Below are 22,665 nucleotides of genomic sequence, written 5' to 3'. Positions count from 1 at the left end.
CAGAGCGGGACGGGGTAGGGACGAACCCCGCCCCAGCCCGCGTCCCGCTCTGACTTTTTAGCCTTGGGCCCGCTCGGCACGCACGATGCGCGTGCCTCTTCTTGGAACAGCGTCAACACCACATGGGGGACGCCATGGCGACCTTGCATACCCGCTCCGCCGCGCGGCTGATGATCGCACCGTCGGTGCTTCTGCTTCTGGCCTGGATGATCGTGCCGCTGGCGCTGACGATCTATTTCTCGCTCCTGCGCTACAATCTACTGATGCCGGGAATGGAGGAGTTCGCGGGCCTCACCAACTACACCTATTTTCTGACCGATCCGGCCTTCTTCCAGGCCGTCTTCAACACGCTGGCGATCGTGCTTGGCGTGCTCTTAATCACGGTCGTCGGCGGCATCGGGCTTGCGTTGCTGCTCGACCAGCCGATGTTCGGGCAGGGGATCGTTCGGATTCTGGTGATTGCGCCGTTCCTGATCATGCCGACGGTCGCGGCGCTCGTCTGGAAGAACATGTTCATGAACCCGGTCAACGGGCTTTTCGCCTGGCTTGCCAAGCTCGTCGGCCTGCAGCCCTTCGACTTCCTCGCCAATGCGCCGCTCTTCTCGATCATCCTCATCGTCGCCTGGCAGTGGCTGCCCTTTGCAACGCTCATTCTGCTGACGGCGCTGCAGTCGCTCGACGAGGAGCAGAAAGAGGCGGCCCAGATGGATGGCGCCGGCGCCATGAGCCGGTTCATCTATCTCGTCCTGCCGCATCTTTCGCGGGCGATCACCGTCGTCATCCTCATCCAGACGATCTTCCTGCTTTCGGTCTTCGCGGAAATCCTCGTTACCACCAATGGCGGCCCCGGCACGCAGAGCACGAACCTCACCTTCCTGGTCTATGCCCAGGCGCTCCTGCAGTTCGACGTGGGCGGTGCCTCGGCCGGCGGCATCATCGCGGTCATCCTCGCAAACATCGTCGCATTCTTCCTGATGCGCATGATCGGCAAGACGCTGGAGGCTTGATAATCATGGCACGCAATGTCTCGACCCAGCGCAAATTGGTCACCACGGTCGTGGCCTGGACGATCGGCATTCTGATCTTCTTTCCGATCCTCTGGACATTCCTGACGAGCTTCAAGACGGAGGCGCAGGCGATCGCATCGCCGCCGGCCTTCCTGTTCTTCGATTGGACCACGGAGAATTACTTCGAAGTTCAAAGCCGCTCGGACTACTTCAAGCACTTCATGAATTCGGTCGTCGTCTCCTTCGGTTCGACTCTGCTCGGCCTCCTGATCGCCATTCCGTCCGCCTGGGCGATGGCTTTTGCGCCGACAAAACGCACCAAGGACGTGCTGATGTGGATGCTCTCCACCAAGATGATGCCGCCGGTCGGCGTGCTGGTGCCGATGTATCTGATATTCCGCAATACTGGGCTCCTCGACACGCGCACCGGACTGGTGATCGTGCTGACGCTCATCAATCTGCCGATCATCATCTGGATGCTCTACACCTATTTCAAGGAAATCCCGGGGGAGATCCTCGAAGCGGCGCGCATGGATGGCGCCTCGCTCTCCAAGGAGATCATCTATGTGCTGACGCCGATGGCGATTCCCGGCATCGCCTCGACGCTGCTCCTCAACATCATCCTGGCCTGGAACGAGGCGTTCTGGACCTTGAATCTCAGCGCGGCAAAGGCGGCACCGCTCACTGCCTTCATCGCCTCCTATTCGAGCCCGGAAGGCCTCTTCTACGCGAAGCTGTCGGCTGCCTCGACGATGGCGATCGCCCCCATCCTCATTCTCGGCTGGTTCTCGCAGAAGCAGCTCGTGCGCGGCCTCACCTTCGGCGCGGTCAAATAAGGGCAAGATCATGGGAAGCATTACACTCAAGAACGTCTCGAAGGTCTTTGGCGCCCACGCGGTGATCCCATCGATCGACCTCGATATCAACGACGGCGAGTTCGTCGTCTTCGTCGGCCCCTCCGGCTGCGGCAAGTCAACGCTGCTGAGACTGATTGCCGGACTCGAGGACGTCAGCGACGGCGCGATCGTCATCGACGGCAAGAACGCCACGGAGCTGCCGCCGGCAAAGCGCGGCCTTTCCATGGTGTTCCAGTCCTACGCGCTCTATCCGCATATGAGCGTGCGCGCCAACATCGCCTTTCCGCTGAAGATGGCGGGCGAGGACAAGGCGGTGATCGACAAGAAGGTGACGGATGCGGCCCGTGTGCTGAACCTCACCGACTATCTCGACCGCAAGCCGCGCCAGCTTTCCGGCGGCCAGCGCCAGCGCGTCGCGATCGGCCGGGCGATCGTCCGCCAGCCGGAGGCCTTCCTGTTCGACGAGCCGCTTTCGAACCTTGACGCGGCGCTGCGCGTCAACATGCGCCTCGAGATCAGCCAGCTTCACCAGCAACTAAAGACGACGATGGTCTACGTCACCCACGACCAGGTGGAGGCGATGACCATGGCTGACAAGATCGTCGTCCTGAACCGCGGTCGCATCGAGCAGGTGGGATCACCGCTCGATCTTTATCACCGGCCGGACAATCTCTTCGTCGCCGGCTTCATAGGCTCGCCGAAGATGAACTTCATTTCCGGCGGCCAGGCGGCCGGCCATCAGGCCCACACGATCGGCATCCGGCCGGAACACCTGGTGCTTTCGAAGGACCACGGCACCTGGCAGGGCACCGTGGGTGTGGCAGAGCATCTCGGCTCCGACACCTTCCTGCATGTGAACGCCGATGGCATCGGCACGCTGACGGCGCGCGTCAGCGGCGACTTCGCCGTCACGCATGGCGACCGGGTCTTCCTGACGCCGGACCCGCAGCGGCTGCACAAGTTTGACGAAAAGGGGCTGGCAATTCGATGAAACGTCTTGAAGGAAAGAGCGCGCTGATCACCGGGTCGGCGCGGGGAATCGGCCGCGCCTTTGCGGAAGCCTACGTGCGCGAAGGCGCCACCGTGGCGATAGCCGACATCAATATGGAAAGGGCAAGGCAGACCGCCTCGGAAATCGGGTCGGCAGCCTATGCGGTCGAGATGGATGTCACCCGGCAGGAGTCGATCGATGCGGCGATCGCCGCCGCCGTCCAGCAAGCCGGGGGCCTCGACATCCTCGTCAACAATGCCGCGCTCTTCGACCTCGCGCCGATCGTCGAGATCACGCGTGCGAGTTATGAGCGGCTCTTCTCGATCAATGTATCCGGCGCGCTCTTCACGCTGCAGGCGGCAGCCAAGCAGATGATCGCACAGGGCAGGGGCGGCAAGATCATCAATATGGCAAGCCAGGCGGGTCGGCGTGGTGAGGCCCTGGTTGCCGTTTACTGCGCCACCAAGGCGGCGGTCATCAGCCTCACCCAGTCCGCCGGGCTCGACCTTATCAAGCACCGCATCAACGTGAACGCGATCGCTCCCGGCGTCGTCGAGGGCGAGCACTGGGACGGCGTAGATGCGCTCTTCGCAAAGTACGAAAACCGACCGCTCGGCGAAAAGAAGCGGCTCGTCGGCGAGGCCGTTCCCTATGGCCGTATGGGCACTGCCGAGGATTTGACCGGCATGGCGATCTTCCTCGCCTCGTCGGAAAGCGACTACGTCGTGGCGCAGACCTATAACGTCGACGGCGGCCAATGGATGAGCTGAGATACGTCGAAGGACGTTCTCGAAAGGAACGATAGGATGACGACCAAACTCTCGCTTGCCACGCTCGATGCGATCAAGGCCAGGGCCGGCGTTCCGAATTACGATCGGCATGATCTTCGAGCCGGCATCGTCCATTTCGGCGTCGGCAACTTTCATCGCGCGCATCAGGCCGTCTATCTCGACGATCTCTTCACCCTGGGCCGCGATCATGACTGGGCGATCATCGGCGCAGGCGTCCTTCCATCGGACGAGGCGATGCGCGCCAAGCTCGAGGCGCAGGACTTCCTGACCACCGTGGTCGAGCAAGACAACAACCGCACCGGCGCGCATGTCACCGGTGCGATGATCGCCTATCTCAAGCCGGGCGATGTTCCGACCATCGTGGCGCAACTGGCGAGCCCGCATATTCGGATCGTTTCGCTGACCATTACCGAGGGCGGCTATTTCATCGACCCGGCCTCGGGCGAGTTCAATCCGGCCCACCCGGCGATTGTCGAGGATGCCCGGAACCCCACATCGCCGAAGACGGTCTTCGGTCTCATCCTGGCGGGCCTCGCCGAGCGCAGGGCGCGGGGCATACCGCCCTTCACCGTCATGTCCTGCGACAATATTCCCGGCAATGGCGAAGTGACCCATGCGGCCGTTTCTGGCCTGGCACGGCTGTCGGACCCGGCTTTCGCCGACTGGATCGATGCCAATGTCGCCTTTCCGAACGGCATGGTCGATCGCATCACGCCGGCGACGGGGCCCCGCGAGATCGGTATCGTCGCTTCGGACTACGGCATCGAGGACGCATGGCCGGTCTTTTGCGAGGAGTTCAAGCAATGGGTGCTGGAGGACAATTTCCCTCAAGGTCGCCCCGCGCTTGAGGAAGTCGGCGTGCAGTTCGTACCCGATGTCGCACCCTACGAACACATGAAGATCCGCATCCTCAACGGCGGCCATGCGGCGATCGCCTATCCGGCGGCACTGCTCGACATCCATGTCGTGCACGAGGCGATGGAGGAGCCGCTGCTCCGCGCCTTCCTGGCAAAGCTCGAGCACGAGGAAATCATCCCGGTCATTCCGCCGGTGCCGAATACGGACCTCAAGGACTACTACAAGCTCATCGAGACGCGCTTCGCCAATCCGAAGATCGGCGATACGATCGCGCGGCTGGCGCAGGACGGTTCGAACCGGCAGCCGAAATTCATCCTGCCGTCGGCGGCCGATCGCCTGCGTCGCGGCGAGGACGTCACCGGACTATCGCTGGTCTCGGCGCTCTGGTGCCGCTACTTCGCCGGCAATTCCGACAGCGGCAAGGATATCGTGTTCAACGATGCGAGCGCCGACCGACTGCATGCGGCGGCACTTGCGGCCAAGGACGATCCGATGGCCTTCCTCGCGCTTTCCGACATTTTCGGGGAGGTTGCGCAGTCCGATCTATTCCGCCGTCGCTTCGCCCATGCCTTGAAAACACTGTGGGAAAAGGGTACGCGCGCCACGCTGCAACTTTATCTGGACGGCAAACTCGAGGAATAGAGCGATGGCGGAGCACGCCTCCAGACTGGTCATTTTCGACTGCGACGGCGTGCTTGTGGATAGCGAACCGATCTCGCTCGGCGTGCTGGTCGAGTCTCTGAATGCGGCCGGCGTTTCGATGACGACGGAGGAGGCGAGCGAGCGCTTCCTCGGCCGCAGCCTCCAGAGCATGTCGGCAATCCTGCATGACGAATACGGGCTTGCGACCGACAACGCATTTCTCGAAGCGATGAGGATGCGGCTCTATGCGCGGTTCCGACAGGAGCTGAGGGCGGTTCCCGGCATACGCCAGGCGGTCGAGCAGCTTGATGGGGCCAGCTGCGTCGCTTCTTCAAGCCAGCCGGAGCGTATTCGTCTGTCGCTGACGGTGACAGGTCTCATCGATCTCTTCGAGCCGCATATCTTCAGCGCCACCATGGTGGCGCGCGGCAAGCCGGCGCCCGATCTCTTCCTGCATGCGAGTGCTGAAATGGGCTATGTCCCGGCCGACTGCATCGTGGTCGAGGACAGTCCGGCCGGTATCGAGGCGGCCAAGGCGGCGGGCATGCGGGTCTTTGCCTTCGCGGGCGCCAGCCATGCCCGGAACGAGCGGCACCGGCAGGTGCTCGCCAGTCTCGGGCCCGACGTGCTGTTTGACGACATGGACGAATTGATACAGTTTGTCCGTCAATAGGGAGAGCAGGGTGGAGCGGCCCGGCCGCTGCTGCTCTGGCACGCTGAAATCCAATTATCATCTCGGGACAAGGTCATCCACTGATGCGCGAATATGTCGTCGCGGTCGATATCGGAACCGGCAGCGCCCGTGCCGGCATCTTCGACCGGAAGGGTGCGCTTCTGGCTCGGGCGGACCAGTCCATTGCCATGAACCGCCCCGAGGAGAACCACGCCGAGCACGATTCGGAGGATATCTGGGCGGCCGTCTGCGAAGCGGTGCGGGCGGCGCGCGAGAAGGCGGAAATAGGCGCTCAGAGCATCGCGGCAATCGGCTTCGATGCCACCTGTTCGCTGGTGGTGCGCGACCGTAACGGCGCGCCGCTCTCGATCAACCGCCGGGGCGAGCCGCGCTGGGATACGATCGTCTGGCTCGACCACCGGGCGCTGGCGGAGGCGGACTTCTGTACGGCTACCAAGCATCCGGTCCTCGATCATTCCGGCCGGGTGATGTCGCCGGAGATGGAGATGCCGAAGCTGATGTGGCTGAAGCGAAACCTGCCGCGTCAATGGGAGAAGGCAGGCTATTTCTTCGATCTTGCGGACTATATGTCCTGGCGGGCGACGGGGAGCGCGGCGCGGTCGCGCTGCACGCTGACGGCGAAATGGAACTATCTCGCCCACAAGGAGCGCGGCTGGCAGCAGGACTATCTGGAACGGATCGGGCTTCAGGACCTTCTCGAGCGCGGCGGTTTGCCTGAGGAGACGCTGCCGATGGAGCACGCCGTCGGGAATCTCACGGCGACCGCAGCCGCAGAACTCGGCCTCAATACCGAATGCTGCGTCGCGCCGGGATTGATCGACGCCTATGCGGGCGCGCTTGGAGTGCTCGGAGAGTTCGCCGGCGATCCGGCGAAGCTCGAACGTCAGTTGGCACTGATCGCCGGCACGTCGAGCTGCATCGTCGCCTTCTCGAAGGACATGAAGCCGGGCTTCGGCATGTGGGGGCCGTATTTTGAGGCGGTGCTGCCCGGCTTCTGGCTGATCGAGGGCGGGCAATCGGCGACGGGCGCGTTGCTCGATCACGTCGTGCGGCTGCACGGGGGCGGGTTGCAGCCGACGGCCGAAACCCACAAAAAGATCATTGAGCGCGTGCAGGAATTGCGCGACGAGCACGGCGACGTCTTCGCCGATCGCTTGCAGGTCCTTCCCGATTTTCACGGCAATCGCTCGCCTCTTGCCGATCCGCATGCGCTGGGCGTCATCAGCGGCCTGGCGCTCGATTCGTCGTTCGACGCACTTTGCCGCCTCTATTGGCGCACGTGCGTGGCCATCGCGCTCGGCATCCGCCACATCCTCGAGATGATGAAGGAGGCGGGCTACGACCTCGATACGCTGCACGTGACCGGCGGCCACGTGCGCAATCCTCTCTTGATGGAACTTTACTCCGACGCCACCGGCTGCCGGGTGGTGGTGCCCCAGGCGCCGGATGCCGTTCTGCTCGGGACGGCCATGGCCGCCGCGGTGGCTGGCAACCTCTATCCCGACCTCGCGCATGCGGGTGGTGCGATGGCCTCGGCCGGGCAGGAGCGGCTTCCGAATCCGGCGCGGCGCGATCTCTATAACCGCGATTATCGACGCTTTCTGGCGCTCTATCGCCACCGGGCCGAGCTGGAGTCGATCGAATAGCTGAAAGTTGAATTTTTCACGGAACCTTTTGTTCTCTCGCGCATTATTGGCGATAACCGAGCGGTGACGCACATCGCCCCCAATGTGACGTCGGAGGCATACCGCCGGTTGCCAACTCACATCCCCCTCAGTGAGTTGCATAACCTCAGCCAGTGCCCTTCCCTCGGCACTGGCTGTTTTCATTTGCAACGCATTTTTTGATAGATTGTCGGTCGGCTCGGCGACATGCGACGCAGGCATGGCCTTTAACTCCGCCGAAACACGCTTCGGCAGAGTCCTTCTTTCACAGTGAGGGCCGTTAGGCAGCAGCCTTCGTCGATTCGTTGAAGAACAGCGCCTGGCTGATCAGCGCCTTGACCATTTCGGGATTGAAAGGCTTCGTCACCAAAAATGTCGGCTCCGGCCTTTCGCCGGTCAGAAGCCGCTCGGGGAAAGCGGTGATGAATATCACCGGTACCGCGCTGGTCTTGAGGATTTCGTTGACCGCATCGATACCGGAACTGCCGTCGGCGAGCTGGATATCGGCGAGCACCATTCCCGGTTCGGTCGTCTTGAAAAGCGCAATGGCCTCGTCCTTGGTCCGCGCGATGCCCGTCACCCGATGGCCGAGACTTTCGACCATCTGTTCGATGTCGATGGCGATCAGCGGCTCGTCTTCGATGATCATGATGTCGGTTGCAACCTGGCGGGATATTTCCTGCGAAGCACGGTCGAGCAGGGAGGTCAGCTTGGCCGCATCGACGTCGAGGACTTCCGCGGCCTCTTGAGGAGTGAAGCCTTCGACGGATACGAGCAGGAAAGCCTGGCGCGCGACCGGAGAGACGGCAGCAAGATTGACGGAGGCGCGCTGCTCCCAGGCAAAGGGCGAAACGGGTTCGGGGACGAGGACCGACGAAGAACCGAACAGCGAGGTGAAGAGACGAAACAAGGCGACCCGGTCGCTGCTGGCATCTGGGAAGACGGAGGTATCGGCGATCAGTGCTTCGAGCACCGCCGCGACATAGGCGTCCCCCGATGTCTGAGACCCGGTCAGGGCGCGCGAGTAGCGGCGCAGATAGGGAAGAAATGGAGCGATGCGGGTGGACAGTGTCATGCAGGACTCCCTCGATCCGTGTCTTTTAGCTTTGTTCCGCTGCGGAAACGTCCCGGCGAAAAAAAGGTTCCGGGGCGGAACATTTCATTTTTCCGCGGCGTTATGGTGCAGGCGAAGTTTCAAGGGCGGCAAGTCATACGATGAGATATACTTCAGGGGCAGGGCGGACGGTCAGCATGCGACCGAAGTCTGACGATCCGAACACGCAGATCGCGGCAAAACTGAAAGCACTTTACCTGTCGGTACAGGAAGAGGGAATTCCCACTCGCTTCCTCGATCTTCTGGAAAAGCTAGAGGCCGTGGAAAAGCGATCCATGCTGGATGGCAAGGAGTGAGCGACGGGATGTCGGAAAACGAAGAGTTCAAGCGTGAGATGCTTGCGGCCTTGCCGAGCCTCCGCGCTTTCGCCATGTCGCTCATTGGGCGCCACGACCGGGCCGACGATCTCGTGCAAGACACCATCATGAAAGCATGGGCCAAGCAGGACCATTTCGAGATGGGCACCAACATGAAAGCCTGGCTCTTCACGATCCTGCGCAATGAACTCTATAGTCAGATGCGCAAACGCGGCCGCGAAATTCAGGATAGCGACGGTCATTTCACGGAGACGCTGGCGCACCATCCGGAGCAATACGGTTCGCTTGATCTACAGGATTTCCGTCGGGCCCTCGACCAGTTGCCCCCGGATCAACGCGAGGCGATCATTCTCGTCGGCGCTTCGGGCTTCTCCTATGAAGAGGCTGCGACGATCTGCGGCTGCGCGCTGGGTACGATCAAGAGCCGCGTCAACCGTGCACGCCAGCGCCTCCAGGAGATTCTCCAAATCCACGGCGAGAACGACTATGGGCCGGATGAAACTTCGGCGCCCATTACTTCGCGTGCTTTCGTGTCCTGACAAATCCCCATTGCCACGACACTTCCTTCCATATTTCTACTTTGCTATGCGCGTTTACTCGAAGCAAGGATTGCGGCAGCGTTTTGAATTGCTGCATAATTCCCAATCGGGCTTGCCGGCGGAAGCGGGATTGGAGTTCGGGCCGAATGGACGAGAGGGCAGAAGCGATGCTTCCCGCAGTGGCTGAAACACTTGGTTCGCGAGAGCGACTCAGTGTCTTGCATGCGGCCGCACCGGACATGGCGGTCGCCGATGCCGATTTCGAACCGCTGGCGAAATTGGCCGCCTGCCTTTTCGAGGCGCCGATCGCTCTCGTTACGCTCGTCGATCACGAATGGGAATGGTTCAAAGCGGCTGTCGGCACGACGGAAACGCGGACGCGATCCGACGAGTCCTTCTGCGCCCATGCGATCGGCGATGGCGGCACGTTTCTTGTGCTCGACGCGTCCTTACACCCGGTCCTGCGCCACAACCGAAAGGTCGCGCAAGCGCCTTTCCTTCGTTTTTATGCTGGGGCGCCGATCGTTTTGGGAGGGCAGGCGGTGGGCACCGTCTGTGTCCTCGATCGGGTACCGCGCGCCGAGGTCGCGGCGAAACAGCTCGACGCATTGCAGGGGATCGCCGACGCCGCTGCCTCGCTGCTCAAGCTGAAGGACGAGGCGCGTCGGCGTGCCCTCAAGGAGGCGGCGCTTTCGCGCGAGGAACAACGCCTCGCCATGGCGCTCGACGCCGCCAATGTCGGCAGCTGGCTCTGGGACATTCGCGACGGGACCGTGGCGGGCAACGGCGCGATGACGCGCATGTTCGGGCTGCCGGCGGAACGGACATTGACCGCCAAAGCCGTCTTTGGGGCGATCCATCCGGACGATCGCGGCCCGACCTTTTCGAAGCTCAGACAGGCGATGGCGGCCAATGAGGAATATGACGGCATGTTCCGGATTCGCGCCAACGGGCGCTGGCTGCTTGGCCGCGGCCGGGTGCACGATCGCGACAGCAAGGGTGCGGCGCTGACCTTTCTCGGCATGACGATCGATGTCTCCGAACAGCAGGCTTCCGTGCAGCGGACCAGGCTGCTGCTGAAAGAATTGAACCACCGGGTCAAGAACACCCTTGCAATGCTGCAATCGCTCGCGCGCCAGACCCTTCGGCAAACCAGCGATCCGGCCGAATTCATGACAGCCTTTGCCGGCAGGCTGCAGGCGATATCCGAGGCGCATGGGCTGCTTTCGGACTACGAATGGGGAACGATCCGCCTCGCGGAACTGATCTCCAAGCAGCTTAGGCCCTATGTCAGCGACTATGCCGAGCAGGTGGAGATCCACAAGGACGAGGTCCTGCTCGGACCGGACCAGGCGGTGGGGCTCGGCCTGGTGCTGCACGAGTTGGCGACCAATGCGGTTAAGTATGGCTCGCTGTCGGTCCCGAAGGGCAAGATCGTCCTGACGGCGCGCGGCGTCGTGGAGGAAGGCGGGGCGGTGCTGCATCTGACCTGGACGGAAGTCGGCGGACCGCCGGTTCGCGAACCGCGCCGGCGCGGCTTCGGCTCGCTGCTGATCGAGCGGAGCCTGGACAAGATCATCGGCAGTTCCGTTAAGGTCGAATATATGCCGGCCGGCGTCACCGCGCTGATCCGCCTGCCGCTTTGAGCCTCTCGGCTCATCAATCCCGGCGGCTGCGGCGCCTTCCCTTACCGAGACCGAGCAGGAGCCCCACGGCGATCGCCGTACCGACTCCGATGAGCGGTTGCTTCCGCAGGATGCTTGTGGCCGCGGCAATTGCCAGGTTTGTCTGAAGCAATGAGCGGCGGCGCCGTTCGTCGACGAGACGCCGGTCGCGTGCGTTTCGTGCTGCCACAACGACAATGACAACCAGGGCGGCTGCGAACAGCGCCACGGCAATCGCCACCGAGGCAACGATGGGCGAATAATAATCGGCGAGGACAAGTGCAACCGCCACGAGCGCGAAAATATAGGCGGTGACGAGGAGCACGGCGACGATTCCCCACAACAGCGCATTGCGCTTGAAGCGCGAGGCTGCGGCGCCGAAATCGACTGCAAGCAAAGCGGTTAGAACGGCCCCTAGGGACTGCATGCCAATGTCTCCCCTTCACACCGGACGAAGAGCGGGTGAATTCCCCCTGCTTGCAATCTGTCGCGCTCGCTTCGGCGCCGGCATTTGTTGACAACTCGTCCCATGGGCGGAGCTTGCTATCGCCGCAAAAGCGCTGCCGCGATGAGGCCGATGGCCGCTGCGACGCCGAGCGTGGCGACCGGATGCTCGCGCACCGCCCGACGGACTTCCCTTTCCGTGCCCGCATAGCGGCTGCGCAGATCCGAAATCATCTGCTCACCGCTCGCCAGCAGGTCCTGCAGGTCCGACTCGGCTTGCTCCCGGGTGCTGCGGGCCTTGGCCTTGGTATCTCGCGAAGCCGCCATGCCCCGATCGGCGATCAATGATACGAGTTGCGCGATGTCTTCCCGGATGTCGTGAAGCTGGTCCTCGATCGATGCGTCGGCCGCTTCGCCGTTGCGCTTCCTGCTGCTCGAACTTGAAAACAGACCCGTCGCCATTTTGTCGCTCCCTTCGCTGTCATGCCGGCCCGAAGGCCGAACGCATTCTCGGCGCCGCACCGGACGTGGCACGCCCCGGATCAACGCATGAGGGAGAAATTTGTTTCGGTAAATCTTGACGTTGCCGCGCGACAACGACGTCCAGATATCAGAGCGATGCCGTTTGCGGCAGCACGAAGGGAACATCTCGTGCCGGCGCGATGCCGACCTGCATCCGGCATCCGAAGACCGCTTCCATGGTCTCGTCGGTGAGGACGTCCTTCGGCGCGCCGAGGGCGCGGATGCGGCCGGCTTTCATCATCACCATCTGGTCGGCAAACATCGCCGTCAGGTTGATGTCGTGCATCACCGCTATGACGCCACCGCCTTGTTCGCAGAACTGCCGCGCCAGTTGCATGATGGTCAGCTGGTGGCGGATGTCGAGGCTCGACACCGGTTCGTCAAGCAGGAGGTAGCGGGGCTCGCCGTCGCCCACGGGTGCGGCGATCTGGCAAAGCACGCGGGCAAGCTGGACACGCTGTTGCTCGCCGCCCGACAGCTCCTGGTAAAAGCGGCCGGAAAAGCCGGCGAGGTCGACGGCTTCGAGTGCATTGTCGATGATACGGCCACCGCCGGCCAGATCGGCACCGGCGGTCGAAAGGCCAAGACCGACGATCTCCCTGACCGTGAATGGGAAAGAGATGACCGTCGATTGCGGCAGCACGCCTCTCTTCAAAGCCAGTTCCCAGGGCTTCAGCCGGGTTATGTCATGACCGTTGATGGTCACCTTGCCTTTGGAAGGGCTAAGCTCGCCGGAGATCGCCTTCAAGGTCGTCGTCTTGCCGGAACCGTTCGGGCCGACGATCGCCGTCATCCTTCCGGGCGCGGCATCGAACGAGACACCCTGGAGCACAGGTCGGCCGGCAAGGCTAACGGAGATGTCGGAGGCGCGGATCACGTCAGAGTCCCATGTTCGAGCGGCCGCGGAGCAGACCCCACAGGAAGAACGGCGCCCCGACGAAGGCGGTGATAATGCCGATGGGCAGCTCGGCGGGAGAAACGATTGTGCGGGCCAGCATGTCGGCGAAGATCAGCATCGTGCCTCCAAGCAGCGCCGACGCCGGCAGAAGGTAACGGTGATCCGGGCCGATGACGAGCCGCAGGAGATGCGGCACGACGATGCCGACGAAGCCGATGCCGCCACTGACCGCGACGGAGGCGCCGGTTGCAGCGGCGACGCTGAAAATGGCGATGTTCTTGAGGCGCTGCACCGGCACGCCCATGTGGAAGGCGGCCGCCTCGCCGAGCGTGATCGCGTTGAGGCCCCGCGCCAGGAAGGGTACGACGGAAAGCGCCAGGAGGATGATCGGCCCAGCGGCCAAGATCTTCGTCCAATTGGCGCCGGCCAGGGAGCCGAGTCCCCAGAAGGTAAGATCGCGCAGCTGCTTGTCGTCGGCGACAAAGACGAGCACGCCCGTGACCGCGCCGGTGAGAGCGCCAAGCGCGATGCCGGCGAGCAGCATCGTCGTCACCGAGGTCTGGCTGCCGCGTGTGGCGATGCGATAGAGGAGCATGGTCGTGGCGAGGCCGCCGCAGAAGGCGCCAAGCGGTAGCGCGAGGAAGCCGAGGAGCGCAAATAACGGTCCAAACAGGGTGCCGCCAAGGACGATCAGCAGGACGGCGCCGAGGCTCGCGCCGGAAGACACGCCGACAAGACCGGGATCGGCCAGCGGGTTGCGGAACAGCCCCTGCATGACGACGCCGGAGACGGCGAGGGCGGCGCCGACCAGCATGCCGAGCACGGCGCGCGGCAGGCGGATATCAAGGATGATGATACGATCGCGCGTGCTCAAGGCCTGGTCGGCAGCCGTTTCGCCGACAAGCCAGCGCAAGACATTACCAAGTGAAGCGTCGGCGGCGCCCGTCATGATCGAGGTCGCGAAAGTGCCGACGGCGAGCACCGCGAGGACGGCGATAAGCACCCGCGCCAGACCGGATCGGTCGCCTTTCTGCCGCGCGTGGGTGACTCTGGCAGCCAAGGCAGGTCCGCGCGCGCTACCAATCGCCTCATTGCGAGGCATTGGTCTGCTTTCCGTAGATTGCCGTGGTCAGTTCCCGGATCGCACTAGCAGTGCGCGGGCCGAAACCGAGCAGGTGCAGCCCGTCCATCCGGATGAGCGCCTTGTTTTTCGCCGCCGGCGCCAGGCTCAAGGCCGGAACGGCGAAGAGTTCGTCGGGGCTTGTCGCATGGCCTCCGCTCCGATCCATCATGAGGATGACATCCGCCTTTGCCTCGATGATCGCCTCGTCGGTCAGAGGCTTATAGCCGGGAAAATTCCCGGTGGCGTTGATCGCGCCGGCAAGCTCGATAATGCCGTTGGCGGCCGTACCGGTGCCCGAGGCCATGATCTTGCCGCCCTGGGTGCTGAGGATGAATAGGACGTGCTTGCGTTCGTTCTCGGGGCGCGCAGCGCTGGCGGCGAGTGCGGCGTCCAGGTCCTGCTCGACTGACCGGGCCAGGGCTTCGGCCTTGTCGGGAACGCCGAGGAAAGCGCCGACGGCGCGAATCTTGGCGACGATGCCCGCCTTGTCGTAGGTCTCGGCAATCGTCGTGAAGGGAATGTTCGCCTGCTTCAGCACCGCAAGCGCCTCGGGCGGGCCGCTGCCGTCGATGGCCACGATCGCCGCCGGATTGACGGCGATGATCCCCTCCGGTGCCAATTGCCGCATATAGCCGACATTGGGGAGCTTCGCCGCTGCCTCGGGATAGGTGCTCGTCGAGTCGCGGCCGACGAGCCGGTTTTCCTCGCCGAGCGCATAGATGATCTCGGTCACTGCGCCGCCGATCGAAACGACCCGGGAGGTGTCCGGCTGCTCGACGGTCTCGGCCATTGCCGGACTGACAAGGGACGAGGAGCCAGGCGCGAGCGCTGGCAGCAACAGGGGAGTCGAGAGTGCGAAGGCCGCGATCGCCAATTCCCAGCGGCGCAGACGGCGAAAATCGAAGCCGTTCATTCTGCGTCTCCTCAAGCTGCGGCGATGCTATGGAGGCGCGGCAGCGCCTCGACCAGGCTGCGCCACTCCGGTCTTTCGGCAAGACCTTCCTTCCGCTTGCCGAAGAACTGAATGACCAATTCACCCTTGACATCGAGAGCTTCCAGCGAGGTCACATGGCCGTCTGCCGTCGGTTTGCGCACCGCCCACAGTTCGGCGATATGATCCGTTCGCAAATGCAGGTGGAATGTCGGATCCATGACATTGAGCCACGGCCCCATGGTTGCGATATTCGCGATGGGGCCGGAGTGGATCTGAATGACGCCGGCACTGCCGACGAAGCACATGATGGGCAACTCGATCGCGGCGCTGGCTCGCATCATGCCCTCGATACCACTCGCATCGAGCTGCCAGGCCAGATCGTCACCTACGGCATGCAAGGCTTGGCGCCGGCCGATCTTCAGGTTGCGCAACATGCCGTGGAACTGATGGGTGTCGGTCAGCTTCGTCCAGCGCTCGCGCAGCGCTTCCGTATCGACGGCGATGGCCGGCGCGCCGTCGCCCGCCGGTGCGCCGACCTCGGCAACGAATTCCTGCGATTTGTCCTCGAGACGGAAGTCCGCGACGATCCCGTCGTAAGCTTCAAGGTCCGACTTCGCACGCAAATGGACCTTGTGAACCGCATTCCCCCATTTGTCGAAGAATTGCAGGCTGCGGCGGACCTCGCCATTGGCGTCGGTCTTCGACACGGCAAAGCCGTGAACCCAGGCGGAGGGGAAGACGCGCAGATCGATTTCGGATCCGAGCACGAGGCTTGCGGCCGGGGCTGTCTTGACGTTCTCGTAGACGCCGATCTTTTCATGGACGGCAGATTCATTGCGGGTGAGCGCCATGACCTCGCCCAGTTCCTCGGCGCGCGCCAGGAAGCGATTGGCGTCGGCATCGACGCGGATTGCCGTCAGCCCGCATTCGGCGGCAACAAGGGCCGCTTCGGAAATGCCGAGCTGGGCGGCTATGTCGCGCTCGCGCAGCGTCGGGTGCGCCGCGCGGTAGGCGCGGATCTCGGTCGGAGTAGGGCGCGTGCTGTCGATCATCGTTGGTCTCGCTATTTATTCAGAATCAACTTGCCCTGTCGGGTGATCCTCATCCGGTAGATCGCGCCGTCATGAGAAATCAGGATCTCGCTGGCGCCGCGGAAAAGCTCGTGGCTTTCCACAATCGGCTGCGAGCGGTTGGTCGCGCTCGGCGCCGGCGAGGATCGGGGGGTGTCGGTGTCTTTCGGTGTCACGGTTCGGCCAGCTCACGAGGGGCGGAAGCAATGCGATATCGCCTCATTCCTCTCGTGCATTCCAATTAGTATCTTGACTGCATTACTCATATTTCTTTAAGGACGCAATACCGGATGATTACAATCAAGTTAATTGATCGCCTCCGTTGCCAGGCGGCTCGGATGCGGAGCATGGGTGGTGTTATGATGGTCTGTCTTTCCCGTTTCGCTTTCTCGGCCGCAGTCGCGGCTCTGTGGGTAACCGCGCCGGCATTGGCGCAGGACGCTGCAAGCGGGCTGACGATCGAACTCAACGAGATCGCGCCGTCGCAGAAGGGCTGCAAGCTCACTTTCGTCGCCGGCAACGGCCTGCAGCAATCGCTCTCCAAGGTTTCGTTCGAATTCGTCCTCTTCGATCAGAAGGGGCTGGTCGAACGCATGGCGGTACTCGATTTTCGCGATCTGCCGGCCGGCAAGACGAAGGTCCGCCAGTTCGATCTGTCGGGAACGAAATGCGAGGCGGTGAAAAGCCTGCTGATCAACGATGCGCCCGCCTGCGTCGGCGTGGGCATCGACAAAAGCGCCTGCATGACGGGGCTCAAGACCGGCTCCAAATCGGCGGTCGAACTCAAGGGCTGAGACAGCCCGATCGCTGAAGTGCCGATGGAAGGCAGGCGCGTATGAAGCACATCGTAAAATGGACCGGGGCGATCGGCCTCTCTCTGCTGGCGCATGCGAGCGGCGCAATGCTGTTCGCACCGGGTGAGGAAGAGGTTCAGGTCGCTGGCGGCACCGCAATGGAGGTGACGCTGCTCGGCAACGCCTTTGAGGAGACGTTGCAGGCGGGCGATCCGTCCGACCTCGTCGAGCCGACGGAAGAGACCCCAGAAGAAGTGAAGCCGACCGAGATCCAGCCGGCTGAAGAGGTCGCCGAAGCGGTCGATCCGACAATGCCCGATGTCGCCTCGGAGCAGCCAACCGACGTGACGCCGACCGAAGCGGACGTGCTTCTGCCGGCAGAGGAGATGCCGGTGACGGAGGTCGCTGAGGCTCCAGTCGCGGCCAGCGTGGCACCGGTCGAAACCGTCATTCCGGAAGAGAAGCCGGAACCAGAGAAACCCAAGGTCGAGAAACCGGAACCCAAGAAGGAGCCGGTCAAGAAAAAGAAAGTAACGCGGAAGAAAGCCGGAGAAGGGGGCGAACAGGCGAGCTCGCAGGTCAAGGGACAGGCGGACGGTGCCGAAAATGCGGCGGCGAGCAATGCCAAGGGAGAAAAGGGGGCCACCGCTCGGCAGGCGGGCAATGCCGCCGTTTCGAACTATCCCGGCAAGGTGAGGAGCAAGCTCAACCGCGCCTTTCGCTACCCCTCCGAGGCCAAGCGGCAGCGGTTGCGCGGTGTCGCCCATGTCCGCTTCACCGTAGCTTCCGGGGGCGGTGTCGCGAGCGTCAGCCTAGCGAAGAGCGCCGGTTCGCCCATTCTCGACGAAGCGGCGCTGGATGCGGTGCGTCGTGCCGCCCCATTCCCGGCGATCCCTGCGGATGCGGGGCGAGACAGCTGGGTGTTCACCATTCCGCTCACTTTCAGTCGCTGAATTCAGCGGCTCCGCCCGCGCCATTAAAGGATTTCTCCCGGAATCGGCCTGAGGTCCAGGGCAAAAAATGCCAGCCGGATCATCCCATGAAATATGACTTTAACACTCATGTTTATACTTTACTCTGACTATCAAGTTTTATAGGTTGCCGGCGTCGCACAACCGTTCGGTGTGTGCCCACGGAAATTTCTATGGCGATTGGTGGCCGAAAAGCCCATTGCCGAAGCAAGACGGAGAGAACACGCATGCGCGGCAAGCGGCACCAGAATGCGGGCAAGGGCGGCAAGGGCAAGGGCAAGGCAAGGGACGAAACGAGCGCGATGCAACCCAATAGTGGCAGGATCACGCTAGAGGGACGCAGCTTCCTCTATGTCGGCGGCCGCGATTGCCAGGTTGCCCATTTGCGCGAGATCGCCAGCTCCTATGGTGCGGAACTCATCCACCATGACGGCGGTTTACGAGAGGCCGTGTCGCGCATCGACCGCGTGCTTCCCTCGGTCGACTGCGTCTTCTGCCCTATCGACTGTATCAGCCATGATGCATGTCTGCGCGTGAAGACGGGCTGCAAGAAGTGGGGCAAGGCCTTCGTGCCGCTGCGCAATGGCTCGAAGTCGAGCTTGGAGCGGGCCCTTCAGGACCTGTCCACCAGCGGCGGTGAGAACTGAACTTTTGGCGAGGGACGACGAGCCTTCTCCCCGGGCTCCGTCGCACGGAGTATCGATGATGAACGAAGAACGTCCCGATCAGATGATGATGATCGGTCTTCACAAACTGGCATCGCAACTCGGCGATGGGCTGGTGCCGGAACTTTACGAGGTGCTGACGCGCCGCGCACGCATGTTGGAGGACAACCCTAATGTGAGCGAGTTTCCGGAGTGGCAGGCCCGCCATCCGGTCCGCGAGCCGTTCGCGCTTGCACCGTCGTCGAGCGCCGTTATCCTGCCGTTCCCGCGGAGTGAAGTCGGGACCCTGGAAAAGAAGGCACGTGAAAGGTAGCCCCCATGTTTGTCGCCATGAACCGTTTCCACGTTGCCGTCGGTCAGGAAGAGGCGTTCGAGGCCGTTTGGAAGGGGCGCGATTCGAGCCTTGCGGAAATGCCGGGCTTCATCGACTTCCATCTGCTGCGCGGCGAGAGCCTGCCGGAAGAGGGATATACGCCGTTCATCTCGAAATCGAATTGGGAAAGCAGGGACGCCTTCGTCGCCTGGACGAAATCGGAAAACTTCCGGGCGGCGCACCGTAACGCCGCCGACAATCGCGCCATGTATCTGGGCCCGCCGAAATTCGAAGGCTATACCGTCGTCGAGGGGGCTTGAGTCCTCTTTAGCCAGCCTTGCGGGGCAGGAACGCTCCCACCGCGACGGCGAGCCATCCAGCCATCATCATAAGGCCGCCGAGCGGCGCCGACATCGGAAAGAGACCGTCGCCGGCGAAATGACGCATGGCGAGGTCGGCAGCGAAGACGGCAGTGCCCGCGGCGAGCAGCAGTGCGGCGACGGCCGCCGTCCGGAAATCTCTCCATCCGGCATGTAGCGCGACGAGTGTCGGCGCATGGGCGAGGCACATGGCGGACGCTCCGCCTAGCAGCCTCGGGTCAGCGCCGTGCGAGGCCGCCGCCGCGGCGGCGACACCGAAAACGCCCATCAGTCCGGCGATGAAAAGCACGCTGCCACGCATTCCGCGGTTCGGCATTGGATAATCATTCCTTGTTCTGCATGTGATGGGCGAGCCGAGTGATCGGTTCGAGGATGACTTGTCGGAGCTGCGGGTGGGAAACCGTCTCCTCGAGAGCGCGGGTGAAGCAGAGCAGCCATTCGTCGCGTTCGGCCGAGCCGATTTCGGCCACGAAGTGCCGCCGGCGCAGCATTGGATGGCCGCGCTTTTCCACATAGATCGGCGGCCCGCCGAGCCAGCCGGTCAGATATTCGTAGAACTTCTCTTCGCTGCCGGAGAGATCCGGCGGATGCACGGCGCGGCAGCGGGCTGCCTCGGGCAGGCTGCCCATGAGTTCATAGAAGCGCCGCGTCAGTGCGCGGACCGCGGCATCGCCGCCGATCGCTTCGTAGAGCGTCGTGGTATTCGTTTCCGTCATATCCGTGTCCTTTGACCGACTTCGTATAGCGGCTCCGCACCGGGCACAATGTCCGCCCATGCCTTGCGGCGTTTCATCGCGTTTCAGGCCGCCTCAGTTACGGAACTTGACAAAACCGTCCAGACGGTATCTTTTGTCGATATGACGAGCGCCTATCAAAGAAAGAAGCAGCCGGAGCGGGTTCGCCAGCAATTGCTGGATGTCGCTGCGCGGCTGTCGCTCGAGCAAGGGATCACCGCAGTGACGCTCGAAAAAGTGTCGCAGGCGGCCGGCGTCAGCAAGGGCGGATTGCTGCACCACTTTCCCAACAAGCTCGCTTTGCTCGACGGCCTGTTCGACGAATTGATCGGCCGCTTCGACCGCGCGATCGAGGCGGCGATGGCGGACGATGGGGTGGAGCAGGGGCGGTTTACCCGCGCCTATCTCACCGTCTGCTTTGCACTGGACGCGGAAGCGGAAGGGCAGGGCTGGCAGGTGCTGACGATTGCGCTGCTTGCGGAGCCGCATCTCAAGGCGCGCTGGCGGGAATGGGTGGAGCGACGATCGGCCGAGTTCGCAGCGACCGACGGCTCGCCGAATTGCCTGCTTGCCCGGTTTGCCGCTGACGGCATCTGGCTTGCCGACCTGATGCAGAGCCATGATATCGATGCGCCCACGCGGGCGGCGCTGCTTCAGAAGCTCAAAGCCCTTTCACTGCGGTGAAGCCGCCGGCAATCGGCATCCATCTCACTCGAACTTTTCGGAGACGTGCCGTGAACCCCGCCATGCTCTACACCGTCCTGGTGATCGCAATCGTCTTCGAAGTGCTTGGCACCTCGGCCATGCAGGCGGCGCAGCACTTCACGCGGCTCGCGCCGACAGTGCTGACGGTGGTCTGCTATGCCGTCGCCTTCTTCTTCCTGTCCTATACGCTACGCTATATTCCCGTCGGAATCGCCTATGCGCTGTGGAGCGGCCTTGGCATCGTGCTGATCTCGGTGGTCGGCTACTTCACTTTCGGCCAGAAACTCGATCTGGCGGCGATCCTCGGCCTGGCGCTGATTATTGCCGGCGTGCTGGTTCTCAATCTCTTCTCGAAGTCGACGTTTCATTAGGCAATCGCGACCGCTCTGGTGCGGCACATGGGACCTACGGCGTGACGGCCGAACCGACGGTGTTCTGCATCGATTGGCCGAAACGGCGGAGCTGAGCGTCGTAATTTCGCCGCGTGCGTGGATCGAAGACCATGATCGGCGTCGACACGGCGACGCTGGCGGCGCTGCCGACGGTCTGCGCCGTGCCAAGCGCAACGGCTCCCACGCGTTCGCCAAGGCCCACATCCGAATCCGTCACGGTCTGTCCGGCAATCAGCCGGTTGCCGAGCAGTCGCACCACTTCCGGGCTTTCGGCGAACTTGCCATGATTGAGCCTGTCGCCACCCTTGAGTGCCGTCAGGTCGAGCACGGTGATACCGGCCTCCTCAAGACGGCTCCGGTAGGGTTCCACCGAGGGATCGATCTGTCCGAGCCGGTCGATGTTGCCGGAAATCCGCCGCGAGACGGTCAGCGCCCGGTCGTCGCGAGAGACGAAGAGCGTGAATTTCGGCCGCGACTTGCCCATGGCCTCCATTTGCTTGCCGAAGACATCGACGTCGAGATCGGGCGAGGCGAGAATGACGTCGGTGATCTTGGGAGCGACGCGGCCGTCGCGGATCGCCATCTGGCGGAGCGCTTCGACGGTAACCCACGATCCCATGGAATGCGCCATCAGCGTGATTTCGCCGACCGAAGGGTTTTTCGAGGCCCGCTGCAGCAGCTCTTCGAGGGCGTCGCGCGAATAGTTGGTGCTTTCCTTGTCGTAATTGTAATCGAAGATGCTGGCGCGTGACGGCCAGGTGAAGATCACCGGTGCGACATCGGCGCCGGAATCGTGGACGATCTGGGCGTAGCGGTAGACGGCGTCCTCGAAGCGGTTGTTGAAGCCGTGGACGAAAATCAGCACGCGCCGGCTCTTCGGCAGATGCCCGTTGAGCCAGGCCTGCGTCTCCGGTCCGGCCTCCAGCGGTTTGACGCTGACGGTCGAGAAATCGCGGCTTGGATCGGCCGGCAATTTCTTTGGCCATTGGACCTGGCCGACCTTGCGGCTCTTCTCGGGGGGAATCGAGACGACGATTTCGGTCAGCGAAAGCTCCGGGGCGCGTTCGCCGGTGAAGAGGACGCCCGGCTCATCGGCCTGGGCCCGGGTGGTCGCCACCAGGAGGTCCACTTCCGAGGCGCCCGCGGCGGTGCCGGATGGAACAAGGACGCCGACCGGTCGCCCGCCGCAACTGGAGAGGCAAAGCAACAGTCCCACGCAAAATAAGGCGCGAACCATCCGCGCGGTCAGGCTTGCACCAGCGATCGACGGCACCCCGAGCCCCCTCTTGAGCACTACTCGCACCGATCGTCATGACCGGCGACTATCGGACAGTGTTCGCTCGTCCCCGGAACCAATGGCAGATTTTTGTTTGTCGGGACAGCCTGCCTGACGCTTTTTCGGATTGCCCTGCACTGCGGCGCCCGTTCGACTGCGGCGTGCATGCAACATTTCGCTACAGGGCTTGACCAGGAAATCCCCCGGATATTCATTGAAATGGCGGATGTCTTTCAATAGCATCGCCACGTCCTCGATTGGATGCGGCAATAGCGGATGATCCATCCGATCTCCCTGAAATGGCGA

At 62.8% G+C, this 22,665-nt stretch carries 29 protein-coding genes; 17 read left to right on the top strand and 12 right to left on the bottom strand.

Annotated features, from left to right (window positions below; all coding sequences use genetic code 11):
• The first annotated feature begins 134 nt into the window (after nucleotides 1-134).
• From USDA257_RS23840 to USDA257_RS23810, 7 genes are all read left to right on the top strand, one after another.
• Nucleotides 135-1,007: a carbohydrate ABC transporter permease gene (locus USDA257_RS23840; protein WP_014765559.1), complete on the top strand. Its 873-nt coding sequence runs from the start codon at nucleotides 135-137 to the stop codon at nucleotides 1,005-1,007.
• Nucleotides 1,008-1,012: 5 nt separating this feature from the next.
• Complete coding sequence (locus USDA257_RS23835) at nucleotides 1,013-1,843, top strand: carbohydrate ABC transporter permease (RefSeq protein ID WP_014765558.1); 831 nt, start codon at nucleotides 1,013-1,015, stop codon at nucleotides 1,841-1,843.
• 10 nt (nucleotides 1,844-1,853) lie between these two features.
• Complete coding sequence (locus USDA257_RS23830) at nucleotides 1,854-2,855, top strand: ABC transporter ATP-binding protein (protein ID WP_014765557.1); 1,002 nt, start codon at nucleotides 1,854-1,856, stop codon at nucleotides 2,853-2,855.
• Entirely contained in the window at nucleotides 2,852-3,625 is a 774-nt protein-coding gene (locus tag USDA257_RS23825; RefSeq protein WP_014765556.1) for an L-iditol 2-dehydrogenase, read from the top strand. Before USDA257_RS23830 ends, USDA257_RS23825 begins: the two co-directional genes overlap by 4 nt.
• 36 nt (nucleotides 3,626-3,661) lie before the next feature.
• Nucleotides 3,662-5,146 carry a mannitol dehydrogenase family protein gene (locus tag USDA257_RS23820; protein ID WP_014765555.1) on the top strand — a complete coding sequence of 495 codons (1,485 nt, stop codon included), beginning with the start codon at nucleotides 3,662-3,664 and terminating at the stop codon, nucleotides 5,144-5,146.
• 4 nt (nucleotides 5,147-5,150) lie between these two features.
• Entirely contained in the window at nucleotides 5,151-5,819 is a 669-nt protein-coding gene (locus USDA257_RS23815) for an HAD family hydrolase (protein WP_014765554.1), read from the top strand.
• 83 nt (nucleotides 5,820-5,902) lie between these two features.
• Nucleotides 5,903-7,486, top strand: coding sequence for an FGGY-family carbohydrate kinase (locus USDA257_RS23810; RefSeq protein WP_014765553.1), 1,584 nt, complete (start codon nucleotides 5,903-5,905; stop codon nucleotides 7,484-7,486).
• A gap of 298 nt (nucleotides 7,487-7,784) precedes the next feature.
• Here the strand turns inward: USDA257_RS23810 and rsiB1 are convergent, their stop codons facing one another.
• On the bottom strand, nucleotides 7,785-8,579 hold the full coding sequence (gene rsiB1, locus USDA257_RS23805; protein ID WP_014765552.1) for a PhyR-type response regulator RsiB1: 795 nt from the start codon (nucleotides 8,577-8,579) through the stop codon (nucleotides 7,785-7,787).
• A 176-nt stretch (nucleotides 8,580-8,755) separates the two neighbouring features.
• On the opposite strand from rsiB1, the gene USDA257_RS23800 reads away from it, so the two are divergent.
• The 3 genes from USDA257_RS23800 to USDA257_RS23790 all read left to right on the top strand — a co-directional run bounded on the left by USDA257_RS23800 (nucleotide 8,756) and on the right by USDA257_RS23790 (nucleotide 11,120).
• A complete protein-coding gene (locus tag USDA257_RS23800) occupies nucleotides 8,756-8,914 on the top strand; it encodes a NepR family anti-sigma factor (RefSeq protein WP_014765551.1) in 159 nt (52 codons plus the stop codon).
• An 8-nt stretch (nucleotides 8,915-8,922) separates the two neighbouring features.
• A complete protein-coding gene (locus USDA257_RS23795; protein ID WP_014765550.1) occupies nucleotides 8,923-9,474 on the top strand; it encodes an RNA polymerase sigma factor in 552 nt (183 codons plus the stop codon).
• A gap of 146 nt (nucleotides 9,475-9,620) precedes the next feature.
• Complete coding sequence (locus USDA257_RS23790; RefSeq protein ID WP_014765549.1) at nucleotides 9,621-11,120, top strand: sensor histidine kinase; 1,500 nt, start codon at nucleotides 9,621-9,623, stop codon at nucleotides 11,118-11,120.
• A 13-nt stretch (nucleotides 11,121-11,133) separates the two neighbouring features.
• Here USDA257_RS23790 and USDA257_RS23785 read toward each other — a convergent pair whose 3' ends face one another.
• The 7 genes from USDA257_RS23785 to hemP all read right to left on the bottom strand — a co-directional run bounded on the left by USDA257_RS23785 (nucleotide 11,134) and on the right by hemP (nucleotide 16,236).
• Entirely contained in the window at nucleotides 11,134-11,565 is a 432-nt protein-coding gene (locus USDA257_RS23785; RefSeq protein ID WP_014765548.1) for a hypothetical protein, read from the bottom strand.
• Between the two features lie 116 nt (nucleotides 11,566-11,681).
• Nucleotides 11,682-12,044 (bottom strand): glycine zipper domain-containing protein, encoded by a 363-nt coding sequence (locus USDA257_RS23780; RefSeq protein WP_014765547.1) that lies wholly within the window; start codon nucleotides 12,042-12,044, stop codon nucleotides 11,682-11,684.
• Between the two features lie 148 nt (nucleotides 12,045-12,192).
• Nucleotides 12,193-12,981 (bottom strand): heme ABC transporter ATP-binding protein, encoded by a 789-nt coding sequence (locus USDA257_RS23775; protein ID WP_014765546.1) that lies wholly within the window; start codon nucleotides 12,979-12,981, stop codon nucleotides 12,193-12,195.
• Nucleotide 12,982: 1 nt separating this feature from the next.
• Nucleotides 12,983-14,104, bottom strand: a complete 1,122-nt coding sequence (locus USDA257_RS23770; RefSeq protein ID WP_014765545.1) for a FecCD family ABC transporter permease — start codon at nucleotides 14,102-14,104, stop codon at nucleotides 12,983-12,985.
• Nucleotides 14,091-15,038, bottom strand: coding sequence for a heme/hemin ABC transporter substrate-binding protein (locus tag USDA257_RS23765; RefSeq protein WP_014765544.1), 948 nt, complete (start codon nucleotides 15,036-15,038; stop codon nucleotides 14,091-14,093). The genes USDA257_RS23770 and USDA257_RS23765 overlap by 14 nt, the downstream gene beginning before the upstream one ends.
• An 11-nt stretch (nucleotides 15,039-15,049) precedes the next feature.
• A complete protein-coding gene (locus USDA257_RS23760) occupies nucleotides 15,050-16,111 on the bottom strand; it encodes a hemin-degrading factor (protein WP_014765543.1) in 1,062 nt (353 codons plus the stop codon).
• 11 nt (nucleotides 16,112-16,122) lie between these two features.
• Nucleotides 16,123-16,236: a hemin uptake protein HemP gene (gene hemP / locus USDA257_RS38600; protein ID WP_026186841.1), complete on the bottom strand. Its 114-nt coding sequence runs from the start codon at nucleotides 16,234-16,236 to the stop codon at nucleotides 16,123-16,125.
• A 255-nt stretch (nucleotides 16,237-16,491) separates the two neighbouring features.
• Here hemP and USDA257_RS23750 point away from each other — a divergent pair, with 255 nt between their 5' ends.
• The 5 genes from USDA257_RS23750 to USDA257_RS23730 all read left to right on the top strand — a co-directional run bounded on the left by USDA257_RS23750 (nucleotide 16,492) and on the right by USDA257_RS23730 (nucleotide 19,192).
• Entirely contained in the window at nucleotides 16,492-16,923 is a 432-nt protein-coding gene (locus tag USDA257_RS23750) for a hypothetical protein (protein WP_041415577.1), read from the top strand.
• Nucleotides 16,924-16,964: 41 nt separating this feature from the next.
• The gene (locus USDA257_RS23745; protein ID WP_014765540.1) at nucleotides 16,965-17,876 is read left to right on the top strand and encodes an energy transducer TonB family protein; all 912 of its coding nucleotides are present in this window, start codon (nucleotides 16,965-16,967) and stop codon (nucleotides 17,874-17,876) included.
• Nucleotides 17,877-18,121: 245 nt separating this feature from the next.
• Nucleotides 18,122-18,541 (top strand): DUF2325 domain-containing protein, encoded by a 420-nt coding sequence (locus USDA257_RS23740; protein WP_014765539.1) that lies wholly within the window; start codon nucleotides 18,122-18,124, stop codon nucleotides 18,539-18,541.
• Nucleotides 18,542-18,599: 58 nt separating this feature from the next.
• Nucleotides 18,600-18,872 (top strand): hypothetical protein, encoded by a 273-nt coding sequence (locus tag USDA257_RS23735; protein ID WP_041415575.1) that lies wholly within the window; start codon nucleotides 18,600-18,602, stop codon nucleotides 18,870-18,872.
• 5 nt (nucleotides 18,873-18,877) lie between these two features.
• Nucleotides 18,878-19,192: an antibiotic biosynthesis monooxygenase family protein gene (locus tag USDA257_RS23730; RefSeq protein WP_014765537.1), complete on the top strand. Its 315-nt coding sequence runs from the start codon at nucleotides 18,878-18,880 to the stop codon at nucleotides 19,190-19,192.
• A 7-nt stretch (nucleotides 19,193-19,199) separates the two neighbouring features.
• Here USDA257_RS23730 and USDA257_RS23725 read toward each other — a convergent pair whose 3' ends face one another.
• Both USDA257_RS23725 and USDA257_RS23720 read right to left on the bottom strand, forming a co-directional pair.
• Nucleotides 19,200-19,568: a DUF423 domain-containing protein gene (locus USDA257_RS23725; protein ID WP_014765536.1), complete on the bottom strand. Its 369-nt coding sequence runs from the start codon at nucleotides 19,566-19,568 to the stop codon at nucleotides 19,200-19,202.
• Nucleotides 19,569-19,575: 7 nt separating this feature from the next.
• A complete protein-coding gene (locus USDA257_RS23720; protein WP_041414591.1) occupies nucleotides 19,576-19,968 on the bottom strand; it encodes a globin domain-containing protein in 393 nt (130 codons plus the stop codon).
• 141 nt (nucleotides 19,969-20,109) lie between these two features.
• Here USDA257_RS23720 and USDA257_RS23715 point away from each other — a divergent pair, with 141 nt between their 5' ends.
• Together USDA257_RS23715 and USDA257_RS23710 are read left to right on the top strand one after the other, a co-directional pair.
• The gene (locus USDA257_RS23715) at nucleotides 20,110-20,670 is read left to right on the top strand and encodes a TetR/AcrR family transcriptional regulator (protein WP_041415574.1); all 561 of its coding nucleotides are present in this window, start codon (nucleotides 20,110-20,112) and stop codon (nucleotides 20,668-20,670) included.
• Between the two features lie 62 nt (nucleotides 20,671-20,732).
• Nucleotides 20,733-21,062 (top strand): SMR family transporter, encoded by a 330-nt coding sequence (locus USDA257_RS23710; RefSeq protein ID WP_080605679.1) that lies wholly within the window; start codon nucleotides 20,733-20,735, stop codon nucleotides 21,060-21,062.
• Nucleotides 21,063-21,096: 34 nt separating this feature from the next.
• On the opposite strand, the gene USDA257_RS23705 is transcribed toward USDA257_RS23710, so the two are convergent.
• A complete protein-coding gene (locus tag USDA257_RS23705) occupies nucleotides 21,097-22,320 on the bottom strand; it encodes an alpha/beta hydrolase (RefSeq protein WP_041414589.1) in 1,224 nt (407 codons plus the stop codon).
• Between the two features lie 72 nt (nucleotides 22,321-22,392).
• On the bottom strand, nucleotides 22,393-22,644 hold the full coding sequence (locus USDA257_RS36270; protein WP_097520003.1) for a hypothetical protein: 252 nt from the start codon (nucleotides 22,642-22,644) through the stop codon (nucleotides 22,393-22,395).
• Nucleotides 22,645-22,665 lie beyond the last annotated feature (21 nt).

The sequence above is a fragment of the Sinorhizobium fredii USDA 257 genome (genome assembly GCF_000265205.3).
Taxonomy (GTDB): Bacteria; Pseudomonadota; Alphaproteobacteria; order Rhizobiales; family Rhizobiaceae; genus Sinorhizobium; species Sinorhizobium fredii_B.
Note: the sequence above shows the minus strand (reverse complement) of the source record. Positions and strands in the feature narration are given on the sequence as shown.

Excerpts from the sequence above, each read along its gene's own strand:
- USDA257_RS23840 (WP_014765559.1), top strand. The coding sequence starts at position 135 with ATGGCGACCTTGCATACCCGCTCCGCCGCGCGGCTGATGATCGCACCG.
- USDA257_RS23835 (WP_014765558.1), top strand. The coding sequence starts at position 1,013 with ATGGCACGCAATGTCTCGACCCAGCGCAAATTGGTCACCACGGTCGTG.
- USDA257_RS23830 (WP_014765557.1), top strand. The coding sequence starts at position 1,854 with ATGGGAAGCATTACACTCAAGAACGTCTCGAAGGTCTTTGGCGCCCAC.
- USDA257_RS23825 (WP_014765556.1), top strand. The coding sequence starts at position 2,852 with ATGAAACGTCTTGAAGGAAAGAGCGCGCTGATCACCGGGTCGGCGCGG.
- USDA257_RS23820 (WP_014765555.1), top strand. The coding sequence starts at position 3,662 with ATGACGACCAAACTCTCGCTTGCCACGCTCGATGCGATCAAGGCCAGG.
- USDA257_RS23815 (WP_014765554.1), top strand. The coding sequence starts at position 5,151 with ATGGCGGAGCACGCCTCCAGACTGGTCATTTTCGACTGCGACGGCGTG.
- USDA257_RS23810 (WP_014765553.1), top strand. The coding sequence starts at position 5,903 with ATGCGCGAATATGTCGTCGCGGTCGATATCGGAACCGGCAGCGCCCGT.
- rsiB1 (WP_014765552.1), bottom strand. The coding sequence starts at position 8,579 with ATGACACTGTCCACCCGCATCGCTCCATTTCTTCCCTATCTGCGCCGC.
- USDA257_RS23800 (WP_014765551.1), top strand. The coding sequence starts at position 8,756 with ATGCGACCGAAGTCTGACGATCCGAACACGCAGATCGCGGCAAAACTG.
- USDA257_RS23795 (WP_014765550.1), top strand. The coding sequence starts at position 8,923 with ATGTCGGAAAACGAAGAGTTCAAGCGTGAGATGCTTGCGGCCTTGCCG.
- USDA257_RS23790 (WP_014765549.1), top strand. The coding sequence starts at position 9,621 with ATGGACGAGAGGGCAGAAGCGATGCTTCCCGCAGTGGCTGAAACACTT.
- USDA257_RS23785 (WP_014765548.1), bottom strand. The coding sequence starts at position 11,565 with ATGCAGTCCCTAGGGGCCGTTCTAACCGCTTTGCTTGCAGTCGATTTC.
- USDA257_RS23780 (WP_014765547.1), bottom strand. The coding sequence starts at position 12,044 with ATGGCGACGGGTCTGTTTTCAAGTTCGAGCAGCAGGAAGCGCAACGGC.
- USDA257_RS23770 (WP_014765545.1), bottom strand. The coding sequence starts at position 14,104 with ATGCCTCGCAATGAGGCGATTGGTAGCGCGCGCGGACCTGCCTTGGCT.
- USDA257_RS23765 (WP_014765544.1), bottom strand. The coding sequence starts at position 15,038 with ATGAACGGCTTCGATTTTCGCCGTCTGCGCCGCTGGGAATTGGCGATC.
- USDA257_RS23760 (WP_014765543.1), bottom strand. The coding sequence starts at position 16,111 with ATGATCGACAGCACGCGCCCTACTCCGACCGAGATCCGCGCCTACCGC.
- USDA257_RS23750 (WP_041415577.1), top strand. The coding sequence starts at position 16,492 with ATGGTCTGTCTTTCCCGTTTCGCTTTCTCGGCCGCAGTCGCGGCTCTG.
- USDA257_RS23745 (WP_014765540.1), top strand. The coding sequence starts at position 16,965 with ATGAAGCACATCGTAAAATGGACCGGGGCGATCGGCCTCTCTCTGCTG.
- USDA257_RS23740 (WP_014765539.1), top strand. The coding sequence starts at position 18,122 with ATGCGCGGCAAGCGGCACCAGAATGCGGGCAAGGGCGGCAAGGGCAAG.
- USDA257_RS23735 (WP_041415575.1), top strand. The coding sequence starts at position 18,600 with ATGAACGAAGAACGTCCCGATCAGATGATGATGATCGGTCTTCACAAA.
- USDA257_RS23730 (WP_014765537.1), top strand. The coding sequence starts at position 18,878 with ATGTTTGTCGCCATGAACCGTTTCCACGTTGCCGTCGGTCAGGAAGAG.
- USDA257_RS23725 (WP_014765536.1), bottom strand. The coding sequence starts at position 19,568 with ATGCCGAACCGCGGAATGCGTGGCAGCGTGCTTTTCATCGCCGGACTG.
- USDA257_RS23720 (WP_041414591.1), bottom strand. The coding sequence starts at position 19,968 with ATGACGGAAACGAATACCACGACGCTCTACGAAGCGATCGGCGGCGAT.
- USDA257_RS23715 (WP_041415574.1), top strand. The coding sequence starts at position 20,110 with ATGACGAGCGCCTATCAAAGAAAGAAGCAGCCGGAGCGGGTTCGCCAG.
- USDA257_RS23710 (WP_080605679.1), top strand. The coding sequence starts at position 20,733 with ATGCTCTACACCGTCCTGGTGATCGCAATCGTCTTCGAAGTGCTTGGC.
- USDA257_RS23705 (WP_041414589.1), bottom strand. The coding sequence starts at position 22,320 with ATGGTTCGCGCCTTATTTTGCGTGGGACTGTTGCTTTGCCTCTCCAGT.
- USDA257_RS36270 (WP_097520003.1), bottom strand. The coding sequence starts at position 22,644 with ATGGATCATCCGCTATTGCCGCATCCAATCGAGGACGTGGCGATGCTA.